General features: G+C 68.4%; 11 protein-coding genes. 7 read left to right on the top strand and 4 right to left on the bottom strand.

What is annotated here, in order from left to right:
• Positions 1-36 precede the first annotated feature (36 nt).
• The 3 genes from ACVCL9_RS00395 (at position 37) to ACVCL9_RS00385 (ending at position 3,876) form a co-directional block, all read left to right on the top strand.
• The gene (locus ACVCL9_RS00395; RefSeq protein ID WP_447097104.1) at positions 37-858 is read left to right on the top strand and encodes a phytanoyl-CoA dioxygenase family protein; all 822 of its coding nucleotides are present in this window, start codon (positions 37-39) and stop codon (positions 856-858) included.
• Between the two features lie 71 nt (positions 859-929).
• A complete protein-coding gene (locus ACVCL9_RS00390; RefSeq protein WP_447097105.1) occupies positions 930-2,528 on the top strand; it encodes an alpha-amylase family glycosyl hydrolase in 1,599 nt (532 codons plus the stop codon).
• Between the two features lie 481 nt (positions 2,529-3,009).
• The gene (locus ACVCL9_RS00385) at positions 3,010-3,876 is read left to right on the top strand and encodes an AraC family transcriptional regulator (protein WP_447097106.1); all 867 of its coding nucleotides are present in this window, start codon (positions 3,010-3,012) and stop codon (positions 3,874-3,876) included.
• Between the two features lie 36 nt (positions 3,877-3,912).
• On the opposite strand, the gene ACVCL9_RS00380 is transcribed toward ACVCL9_RS00385, so the two are convergent.
• From ACVCL9_RS00380 to ACVCL9_RS00365, 4 genes are all read right to left on the bottom strand, one after another.
• Positions 3,913-4,500 carry a peroxiredoxin gene (locus ACVCL9_RS00380; protein WP_447097107.1) on the bottom strand — a complete coding sequence of 196 codons (588 nt, stop codon included), beginning with the start codon at positions 4,498-4,500 and terminating at the stop codon, positions 3,913-3,915.
• A gap of 239 nt (positions 4,501-4,739) precedes the next feature.
• Positions 4,740-5,246: a single-stranded DNA-binding protein gene (gene ssb, locus ACVCL9_RS00375; RefSeq protein ID WP_447097108.1), complete on the bottom strand. Its 507-nt coding sequence runs from the start codon at positions 5,244-5,246 to the stop codon at positions 4,740-4,742.
• A gap of 163 nt (positions 5,247-5,409) precedes the next feature.
• A complete protein-coding gene (locus ACVCL9_RS00370; RefSeq protein WP_447097109.1) occupies positions 5,410-6,396 on the bottom strand; it encodes a DedA family protein/thiosulfate sulfurtransferase GlpE in 987 nt (328 codons plus the stop codon).
• Between the two features lie 148 nt (positions 6,397-6,544).
• Positions 6,545-7,747 carry an MFS transporter gene (locus ACVCL9_RS00365; protein ID WP_447097110.1) on the bottom strand — a complete coding sequence of 401 codons (1,203 nt, stop codon included), beginning with the start codon at positions 7,745-7,747 and terminating at the stop codon, positions 6,545-6,547.
• Between the two features lie 132 nt (positions 7,748-7,879).
• Here ACVCL9_RS00365 and ACVCL9_RS00360 point away from each other — a divergent pair, with 132 nt between their 5' ends.
• From ACVCL9_RS00360 to ACVCL9_RS00345, 4 genes are all read left to right on the top strand, one after another.
• Complete coding sequence (locus ACVCL9_RS00360; RefSeq protein ID WP_447097111.1) at positions 7,880-8,881, top strand: polyprenyl synthetase family protein; 1,002 nt, start codon at positions 7,880-7,882, stop codon at positions 8,879-8,881.
• A 183-nt stretch (positions 8,882-9,064) separates the two neighbouring features.
• On the top strand, positions 9,065-9,676 hold the full coding sequence (locus ACVCL9_RS00355; protein ID WP_447097112.1) for a YceI family protein: 612 nt from the start codon (positions 9,065-9,067) through the stop codon (positions 9,674-9,676).
• Positions 9,673-10,251: a cytochrome b gene (locus ACVCL9_RS00350; protein ID WP_447097113.1), complete on the top strand. Its 579-nt coding sequence runs from the start codon at positions 9,673-9,675 to the stop codon at positions 10,249-10,251. The genes ACVCL9_RS00355 and ACVCL9_RS00350 overlap by 4 nt, the downstream gene beginning before the upstream one ends.
• Positions 10,248-10,796 (top strand): YceI family protein, encoded by a 549-nt coding sequence (locus ACVCL9_RS00345; protein ID WP_447097114.1) that lies wholly within the window; start codon positions 10,248-10,250, stop codon positions 10,794-10,796. The genes ACVCL9_RS00350 and ACVCL9_RS00345 overlap by 4 nt, the downstream gene beginning before the upstream one ends.
• Positions 10,797-10,804: the final 8 nt, after the last annotated feature.

The following is a 10,804-nucleotide window of genomic DNA, read 5'->3' as shown; positions in this document are numbered from 1 at the left end:
TACGGGTCTGCTTGCACGACACGACAGGAATCCGACATGGCCATAGACCTCGACCGCCCCTACCCGCTCACGGCGCAGCAGATCGCCGACTATCGGCGTGACGGCTTCATCAGGCTCAAGCAGGTGTTCAATGCCGCGGAGCTGGCGCATTACGGCGCGGAGATCACGCGCCTCACCATTGCGCTGAACACGCAGACCAGGCCGCTGGAGGAGCGCAGCACCTATGACCGCGCGTTCCTGCAGGTGATGAACCTGTGGTGCGAGAGCGAGACGGTGCGCGAGTTCGTGTTCGGCAAGCGCCTCGCCGGTCTTGCCGCCGCGCTGATGGATGTGGATGGCGTGCGGCTGTACCACGACCAGTCGCTGTACAAGGAGCCGGCCGGCGGGATCACGCCGGCGCATGCCGACCAGTATTACTGGCCGCTGGCCAGCAACCGCACCATCACCGCCTGGGTGCCGCTGCAGGCGGTGCCGCAGGACATGGGGCCGCTGGCGTTCTTCGCCGGCAGCCAGCACGTGGAGTTCGGTCGCGACCTGGGCATCTCGGACGAGAGCGAGCACGCGATCACCGCCAACATGGAGGCGCACGGCTTTCGCGTGGTGGACGAACCGTTCGATCTCGGCGAGGTGAGCTTCCACTCCGGCTGGACCTTCCACCGCGCCGGCCCCAACCGCTCCACGCGGCCGCGCGCGGTGATGACGGTGATCTACATGGATCGCGACATGCGCCTGAAGGCGCCGGACAACCCCATGCAGCAGACCGACCGGGAACGCTGGTGCACGGGCGCGGTGATCGGCGAGGTCATCGACACGCCGGGGAATCCCATATTGTTCGAGGCCAAGGTGGCCACCGCGTGACGGCCGACGTACTCCGAGGCAGCGGCTTCCGGCGCGAGCGGCAACGTGCTGTCCACCACCGGAGACGATCCATGAACCTCGCGCGCTCGCTCATCGCCATCCTTGCCGTCGCCGTGCTCGCCGGCATGGCTTCGCCGACGGCGCGCGCCGCCGCACCGGCAGCCGTCCAGCCGCAGGGCCAGGTGTTCTACCAGATCTTCTTCCGCAGCTTTCGCGATTCCGACGGCGATCGCATCGGCGACCTCAAGGGGCTGACCGCGAAGCTCGGCTACATCAGGCAACTCGGTGCCACCACCGTGCTGCTCACGCCGCTGCAGCCCTCGCCGTACTACCACAACTATTTCGCCACCGCGTTCAAGGCGATCGACCCGGCCTACGGCACGCTGGACGACTACTTCGCCTTCGTCCGCGCCGCGCATGCGCAGGGCCTCAAGGTCTACCTCGACCAGGAGTTCCAGTACGTCGCCGAGGGCCACCCGTGGTGGCGCGACTCGATCTGCAAGCCGCACGCGAAGCATGCCGATTACCTGCTGTGGAAGGACAAGCAGCACTGCGTGGCCGAGCCCTTCCTCGGCAAGGCGAAGTGGGCCGGCTACGACGGCCGCGACATCGGCATCGCGATGGTGAACCTCGAAAACCCCGCGGTGCGCGACTACTTCCGCGACCTGCTGCTGTACTGGGCCGACCCGCACGGCGACGGCAGCGGCCGCGACGGCGTGGACGGCTTCCGCATCGACCACATGATGGACGACCTCGACCACAAGGGCCTGGACACGAACCTGTTCGACGGCTTCTGGACGCCGATCTTCCACGCGCTGAAAACGCGCCGGCCTGAGCTGCGCATCCTCGCCGAACAGGCCGACTGGGGCTACGGCGGTAAATGGCTGCGCAACGGCCACGCCGACATGGTGTTCGCCTTCCCGCTGCGCGGCGCGCTGGTGTCGCTGGACAAGGCGACCATCGTGGAGAACATCCGCGCCACCGACGCCGCCACGCCGCCAGGCAAGCGCCAGCTGGTTTTCCTGGAGAACCACGACACCGACCGCTACATGTCCGAGGTGCACGGCGATCCGGCGAAGGCGCGTGCCGGCGCTGCCATCGCGCTGATGCTCAAGGGCGACCCGCTGATCTACTACGGGCAGGAACTGGGCATGCGCGGCGTGCAGCCGAAGAACTTCGGCAAGTCCGGCGGCATCCCGCTCACCGACGCGGTGGGCATCCCGGTGCGCGAGGCGTTCCGCTGGGACGCGAACCTGGAAGCCCCGGGCTCGGCCATCTGGTACCGCGGCGACCAGTGGTTCTGGAAGGACCGCTTCAACCGCTCCCACGACGGTGTCTCGCTGCGCGAAGAACAGGCACGGCCGGATTCGCTCTACCACTGGTACAAGCAGCTGCTCGCGCTGCGCCATGCGCGAGCGGAAATCTCCGCGGGCAGCCAGCGCATCCTGTGCGACGACGACAGTGCGGTGCTGTGCATCCTGCGCGGGGAAGGCACGCAGCGGACGTTGCTGCTGGTGAACCTGGGCAAGGTCGACGCAAAGCCGCGACTCGATCCTGGGCTCCTCGCCGGCAGCACCTGGGGCGACCTGCTGGACCACGGCGCGCCCGCCTCGCCCGGCGCCACCCTGCATCCGATGCAGGTGCGCATCGTGGGTACGCCCGCGCGCTGAGAACTCTCGCCACCGTTCACCCTGGGCGCAGGCCGGAAGGACGAAGTCGAAGGGTCCACCAGCAGCGAGACGTTTCGACTTCGCCCGCTGCGCGGGCTACGCTCAACCCGAACGGTGGACGAGAGCCCGCCCCTCTTGCCCGGCCCCGACAACCCTTCCCGCCGTCATCCCCGCGCAAGCGGGGATCCAGCGTCTTTTCGTCCGACTGGAAAGCTGGAGTCACTGGATTCCCGCTTGCGCGGGAATGACGACTCTTGAGTATTAGCCTTGAGTGAGTGCCATTCGCCTCCGACACCGTTCACCCAGAGCGTAGGCCTGGAAGGCCGGAGTTGAAGGGCTCCCAGAAGCCATGGGCCGGACATATTTTCGCTGCACATCCGAAGTGCGATTCCGGCCTTCGCCGGAATGACGACTTGAGAGTTCGGCGTGCACGACGGCGCAAGCCCACGCGACGCCCCAGCCGATGGGCGACAATCCTCCCATGGCGCTGCCCCATCTCGACCGTCCCATCTGCGAACCCGTCGAACTGCCGCCGGGTGCGCCGCTGCGCGTCGAGCGCGTGCGCCAGGATGCGAGGGCCGCGGCCAGCGAGCCGTTCGTGCACTTCCACGACGTGCACGAGCTGGTGCTGTTCGGTCGCGTGGCGGGCCATTTCGATGTCGAGGATCGTCGCTACGCGCTGATGCCCGGCTGCATCGCCTTCATTCCCTCGATGCACCAGCACGATTTCGCGCTGGACGCCGGGCCGCGCGACTGGGTGCTGCTGCAGATCGAGGCGGCCGCCGGGGAATCGCTGGCGCGCCTGGCCGAACTGGAGCGGCTGCGCAAACCGTTCTGCGCCAGGCCCGGCCGGACCCTCGGCCGCCGCCTGCAGCAGCTCGCCGACTGGCTGGCCGGGCTCGATGCACGCGATCCCCTGGCCCTGCCGCTGGCCGAACTGCTGCTGCGCGCGGCGGCACTTGCACCGCCGGTCGCCGCCGAGAAATTTGCCATCGACATGCGCGGCCTGCAGCGCCTGCGCCCGGCCATCGACCGCCTGCGCCGTCGCCCCGCGGATGCCCCCGGCGCGGAACAGGCCGCGGTGCTGTGCGCGATGTCGGCCGCCTATTTCAGCCGGCGCTTCAAGCAGCAGGTCGGCATGAGTTGGAGCGACTACGTGCGCACGCACCGCCTGCACCTGGCCAGCCGGCGCCTGCTGGAAACGCCGCAGAGCATCGCCGCCATCGCGGCAGGCCTGGGCTTCGCCACGCCCTCTCACTTCGGCGAGCTGTTCCTGCACCGCTACGGCATGACGCCCGGCGAATACCGGCGCGCAGGGCGCAGGCGAACCGCCACGCCGCGCGATTGAACCCGCGCCGGAGCGGCCGCCACCCCGGTCAGGTGTTCAGGGCGCCTTGCCGGCCCGCAGCCGCTGCACGATCGCCAGCGACTTCTTTACGTGCTCGTCCGGGCGCAGGTGGTCGGTTTCGGAAGAGAAGGTGGCGACGATCTTGCCGTCGCCGGCGATCACGAACGTGGTGCGCGGGATGAACGCATGGTCGATGGCCACGCCGCGCACGTCCTTCATGCCCGGGCGAGCCTTAATCGCCTCCAGGCCGTAGGAAAGCGCGATCTTGACCTCGGCATCCGAGGCGACGGGGAACTTGCCCGCGCAGTACTTCGGGTCCGCCGAAAACTCGTCCAGCCGTTCGATGCTGTCGGCCGACACGCCGATGATGGTCGCACCGGCGGCATCGAACTTGTCGCGGTTGACCGCGAAGGTATGCGCTTCCAGATCGCAGCCGTCGGTATAGGCCGACGGGTAGAAGTACACCACCACCGGCCCCTTCCCGAGCGCGTCGGCCAGCGAGAAGGTGAACTGCTTGCCGGCCTGGCTGGCCTGGGCGGTGAAGGTGGGCGCGGTGGTGCCGGGCGCGAGTGCGGCGGCCACCGACGCCGACGAAGCCAGCGCCAGCAGCGCAACCAATGCCATGGATCCTGCAAAACGCATTTTCATTGCCGTGACCCTCGTGAGGGAGCATCGCACCGGCCTGGAACGCCAGGCCGACCGTGCCCGTTGGACGGAGAAACGTGAAACCGGGAAACCCCAGCTTACTTCGCCTGCGCCACAAGGGGGTTACCTCCGGCGCGGTCGTGGCTCGCGCACCCTTCACGAAAACAGCCCGCCGAAGGGCGGGCTGTCGGGAAACACGGTCGCCGTCGGCGTGAGTGCTAGAACGGGATCTCGTCGTCGGTGAAACCGTTGTCGGCCGGAGCCGGCGAGGATGGGCGCGAGGAGCCGCGGTCGTCGCTGCCACGGGACTGGCCGCCATAGCTGCCGCCGCCCTGGCGCTGGCCGCCCTGCGGACGCTCGCGCTGGTAGCCGCCGCCACCGCCGCCTTCATTGCTGCCGAGCATCTGCATCTCGTTGGCGATGATGTCGGTGAAATACTTTTCCACGCCATCCTTGCCGGTGAACTTGTCGGTGCGGATGGAGCCTTCAATATAGACTTGGCGGCCCTTTTTCAGGTACTCGCCGGCGATCTCGCCGAGGCGGCCGAAGATCTTGATGCGGTGCCACTCGGTGCGTTCCTGCTTTTCGCCGCTCTGCTTGTCGGTCCACGACTCGGAGGTGGCCAGGCTGAAGCTGCATACGGTAGTACCGCTGCCGGTGCTGCGTACCTCGGGGTCCGAGCCCAGGTTGCCGATCAGGATGACTTTGTTGACGCCACGTGCCATGGATGTGTCCTCGGTTGAGCCGGTCGCAAATTCTGCGAGGGGTTGCGACCGGAGTGGTGAAACTGGCTGGCTATCATAACCGCGAGAGGGGCTCAGTCCAGCGGCCGGGAGCGGAAACGAGCGTGGGTATCGGCCCGGTCTGCCGTGCGTACCTGTCGACGCCTCAGGCCAGCGTACCTGCCGCCTGCCGGTCCACCGCATCGCCCGCGACCGGCACGTGTTCGACGCCGTAGCCGGCGGCGTCCCATGCCTCCAGTCCGCCGAGCAGCGGCCGCACCCGGCGGTAACCCTGGGCGATCAGTACCTTTGCCGCGCGCGCGGCGGATACCTCGTTCGGGCAGTTGCAGTAGAGCACCAGCTCGCGGTCGAGCGGGATGTCGTGGACGGTGCGATCGATGCCTTGCGCATCGACCAGCAGCGCGCCGGGCACGACGCGGGTGTCGAGCTGGCGCGAGGCCTCGGGCCGCACGTCGACCACCACCGGGGCGCGCTCGGTACGCATCGCCTGGTGCAATTCGTCGACCGTGATGCGCGCCATCCGCAATGTGTGCAGCAGCCGGCGCCGTTGCCACCAGCGCGCCAGCACGTACAGGACCAGCAGCGCCAGCAGCAGCTGGATCGCCAGCGTGCCGGCGCTGGCGACAGCGGACAGCACGCGGTCGACGCTCGCGGCAAAGGTGTAGCCCAGCCCGGTCCACAGCGCGGCCCACAGCAGCGACCCCAGCCCGTCGAACAGCATGAACGCAGGCCAGCGCAGCCTCATCGCACCCACCAGCGACGACCCCACGGTCGACAGCCCCGGCACGAACTTGGCGACCAGCAACACCTGCCCGCGCCAGCGCTGGAAACGCAGTTCCGAGCGTTGCACGCAGGAGTCCGGCGACAGCGAGATGCGGCACAGCAGGCGCATCACCCCGGCACCGTAGCGCCGGCCGGCGACGTACCAGAACGAATCGCCGAGCAGGCAGCCCGCCACCACCGCGGCCATCGTGCCGGCCAGCGCCAGCGGCCCGCCGGCGGCCGCCAGCGAACCGGCCACCACCAGCGTGGGCACGGCCGGCAGCGGCGCGCCCAACTGGGTCACCAGCACGTTGAGGAATACCAGCAGCACGCCGTACTGCGCCATCAGCGCGATGATTTCGTGAGCCATCGGAGCCGTACTCGATGCAGCGAAGCCGCCGAGTCCCCATCATTGGCCCGCCCATCGGCGAATGCAAACCCCGGCGCGAGTCCATCGCGTAGGGCGGGCACCGCCCGCCGTTTGCCGGATCACGAAGAGCTGGCGGGCGGTGCCCGCTCTACGCGATCTGGGCTTCGCCGGCGGCCTGGCGACCGATCCGGCGCGAGCCGACGATCACCAGCGGCAACCACAGCAAGGTGAACGCGGCGGCGCAGGCAAACACGCCATCCGGGCCGAGCCGCCCCAGTGCAATGCCGCCGAGCGCGCCGCCGACGAAGGCGCCGATGAACTGGCTGGTCGAATACGCGCCCATCGCCGCGCCGCGCAGATGCCCCGGCGCCAGCCGCGAGACCAGGCTGGGCAGCGCGGCCTCCAGCAGGTTGAAGGCGGAGAAGAACACCGCCGCGGCCACGCCGAACGCGGCCAGGTGGCTGCCGGACAGCGCAAAGCCGAGCAGCGCCAGCCCGATCGCCACCACGCAGACCGTCACGATGCGCAGGCTCTGCGCCACCTCGCGCATGTGGTGCAGGCTCGCGCCCATCACGAACGCGGCGACCGTCATCACCGGCAGGTACAGCTCCCAGTGCCGGTTCACCGGCAGGTGCAAGGTGTTCGCCAGCAGCAGCGGCAGGCCGACGAAGCTGGCGGTGAGCAGCGCGTGCAGGAAGAACACCGAACCGTTCAACACCAGCATGCGGCCGTCGCGCAGCATGGCCAGCACGGCCCCGAAACCCGCCGCCGCCGGCGCCTGGGCGCGCGCCGGCGTGGGCACGATCAGCCACAGCAGCGCCAGCGAAACCAGCGCCAGGATCGAGGTGGCGGCGAACAGCCCGGGCAAGCCGGCGACCGCCTCCAGCGGCGGCCCCAGGATCAGCGCCAGCAGGAACGCCAGGCCGATCGACACGCCGATGATGCCCATCGCCTTGCCGCGGTTTTCCTCGGCGGTGAGGTCCGCCGCCAGCGCGATGCCGGCGCCGGCCACCGCGCCCATGCCCTGCACCGCGCGGCCGACCACGATGCCGGCCAGCGTATGCGACATGGCCGCGATCAGTCCGCCGATGGCGAACAGGATCAAGCCGATGGTGATCGCCGGCTTGCGCCCGATCCGGTCCGACAGCAGCCCCAGCGGAATCTGCAGCAGCACCTGGCCGATGCCGTAGACGCCCAGCGCCAGGCCGATCATGAAGCCGGTCGCGTCGGGCATCGCTTTCGCGTACAGCGAAAACACCGGCATGATCAGGAACAGCCCGAACAGGCGCAGGCTGATCACGCAGGCCAGCGTCAACGCACTGCGTCGTTCGAGGCTGGAGAGTTTGCTCACCGGGAAAGAGGTGTCGGGACGGGCATGGCCCGCATTATAGGGGCGAGTCCCGCGCTGCCGTTTGCGGCGACATGTCGCGGCGCAAGTTCCTGCAGACCCTATAATCGCGCCTTACGCCGCTGCGATGCACCCATGAATTCGATGCCTGCCGACGCCAACCGCCCCGCCGACTTCGCCCAGGTGCGCGACCTCGCCGCCGCCGACATGCAGCGCGTCGACGCACTGATTCGCCGCCGGCTGTCCTCCGATGTGGTGCTGATCAACCAGATCGCCGACCACATCATCGCCTCCGGCGGCAAGCGGCTGCGCCCGATGCTGCACGTGCTGGCCGCCGGTGCCGCCGGCTACCGCGGCGAGCACCACATCAAGCTCGCCGCGATCATCGAGTTCATCCACACCTCCACCCTGCTGCACGACGACGTGGTCGACGAGTCCGACCTGCGTCGCGGCCGCAAGACCGCCAACGCGCTGTGGGGCAACGCCGCCAGCGTGCTGGTCGGCGACTTCCTCTACTCGCGCTCGTTCCAGCTGATGGTGGAACTGGACGACATGCGCATCATGCGCATCCTCGCCGACACCACCAACACCATCGCCGAAGGCGAAGTGCTGCAGCTGCTCAACATCGGCAACGCCGACGTCAGCGAGGCGGCCTATCTCGCCGTGATCGAACGCAAGACCGCCGTGCTGTTCGCCGCCGCCACCGAACTGGGCGGCATCCTCGGCGGCCTGCCCGAGGACCAGGTGGCCGCGCTGCGCCACTACGGCATGGAACTGGGCTACGCGTTCCAGATCGCCGACGACCTGCTCGACTACACCAGCGACGCCGGCACTCTGGGCAAGAACATCGGCGACGACCTCGCCGAGGGCAAGCCGACCCTGCCGCTGATCTATGCGCTGGAGAGAGCCAGCCCGGAACAGGCGCAGTCGCTGCGCCACGCGATCGAACACGGCGGACTCGACTCGCTGGAACGCATCATCGCCTCGATCCGCGACTCCGGCGCCCTGGAACGCACCGGCGACCGCGCCCTGCGCCACGCCCGCGCTGCGCGCGAGGCCCTCGCCACCCTGCCGCCTTCGGCGCATCGCGACGCACTGGCCACGCTGGCCGACTACTCGGTGCAGCGCACGTTCTGAACGTTTTGCCCTTGGCGCGGACGTGGCCGTCCGCGCGTATGTGCAGGAGCGGGCGAGCAAAAGCCCAAGCTCAAAAGGGAGCAGAGGTCGAGATCAACCGCTCCTCATTGAATCAACCACGGAAACCCACCGTTCAGCCCCCGGCGCTGGCAGTCGGGCCGTCGATCGGCCAGACTTCGGCGCATGTTCCGTCTGCCTCCAACCCGCTGGCTGTGGAGTCTCGCGGCAATGCTGTTGCCGCTGGCAGCGGCGCATGCGGCCGAGAACACCTGGCGCTACGACACCGTGCACAGCCAGATCGTCTTCAGCATCAGCCACAACGGCTACTCGCGGCCGTTCGGGCGGCTGCACATCGCGCGTGGCTGGTTGCGCTTCGACCCCGATGACTGGAGCACGGCGGCGACCGAACTGGACATCGACCTGGCCAGCCTCGACATGGGCGACGCCGACTGGAACAAGGCCGTATGCAAGCCGGCGCTGCTCGACTGCACCACGCATCGCTACGCGCACTTCCGCAGCACCGGCGTGACGGGCAACGACGAGCACCACGGCGTGCTGCACGGCGAGCTGACCCTGCGCGGCGTCACCCGCCCGGTGGACCTGGCCTTCACTTTCAACCGCGCCGCCCGGACCATCTACGAACTGCACGAGGTGGCCGGTTTCTCGGCCACGACCAGCCTGGATCGCAACGACTTCGGCATCACCGCCTTCCCCAACTCCATCGGCGCCCATGTCAGCGTGTGGCTGGAGCTGGAAGCCGCCCGCGAGCAACCGTCGACCAAGGATCAGCCATGAGCCTGCGCAACAACGATCGTCAATGGGGCGCGGTCAGCAAGTTCTTCCATTGGGTCATCGCGCTGGCGATCATCGGCAACGGCATCTTCGGCCTGATGATGGACCTGGCCGGCTCGCCGATGCGCAAGCTCAACTGGCTGGCGCTGCACAAGTCGATCGGACTCACCGTGCTGGCGCTGGTGCTGTTGCGCATCGTGTGGCGCGCCTTCGACCGCCGCCCGCCGGACGAACCGATGCCGCGCTGGCAGGCGCTGGCGGCGCACGCGATGCATGCCGTGCTGTACGTGGTGATCCTGGCAATCCCGCTCAGCGGCTGGTGGTTCAACTCGGTCACCGGCAAGCCGCTGCAATGGTTCAAGCAGTTCAACCTGCCGGCGCTGGCGGAAAAGAACGATGCGCTGCGCCACTTCGCGCACGGCGTTCACGAGTACCTGTTCTGGTTTCTCGTCCTGCTGCTGCTGGCCCACGTCGGCGGCGCGCTGAAGCATCATGTGTTCGACCAGGACAACGTGCTGCGCCGGATGCTTCCGTTCGGCCGACTGCGCGCGAACCCGCCCGAAGGAGACCGCCGATGAAACGCCTCGCCACTCTTCTGCTTGCCCTCGCCCTGCCCGGCCTGGCCGCCGCGGCGGACTACACCGTGCAGCCGGCGTCGAGCACGCTCGGCTTCAGCAGCACCTTCCAGGGCGAAACGTTCCAGGGCCATTTCGGCCAGTGGAGCGCCGCGATCAGCTACGACCCGGCCAACCTGGCCGCATCGAAATTCGACGTGACCGTGCACACGGCCAGCGTGCAGACCGGCGACAGCGACCGCGATTCGGCGCTACCCGGCGAGGCGTTTTTCGACGTGGCGAAGTATCCCGATGCCCATTTCGTCACCACCGGCTTCCGCAAGAGCGGCAACCAGGTAGTCGCCGACGGCACGCTCACCTTGCGCGGCGTGAGCAAGCCGGTGAGCCTGCAGGTGAACTTCGCTCCGCACGGGAGCGGCGCCACGCTGGACGTGAGCGGCACGGTGCAGCGGCTTGATTTCGGCGTGGGCTCGGGCGAGTACGCCGACACCTCGGTGATCGGTGCCGAGGTGAAGATCACCGCGCACCTGCAGTTGGCCGCGAAGTAGACCCCTCG

The organism is Rhodanobacter sp. UC4438_H5 (genome assembly GCF_052978405.1).
This window is presented reverse-complemented; position numbering and strand designations above follow the sequence as displayed.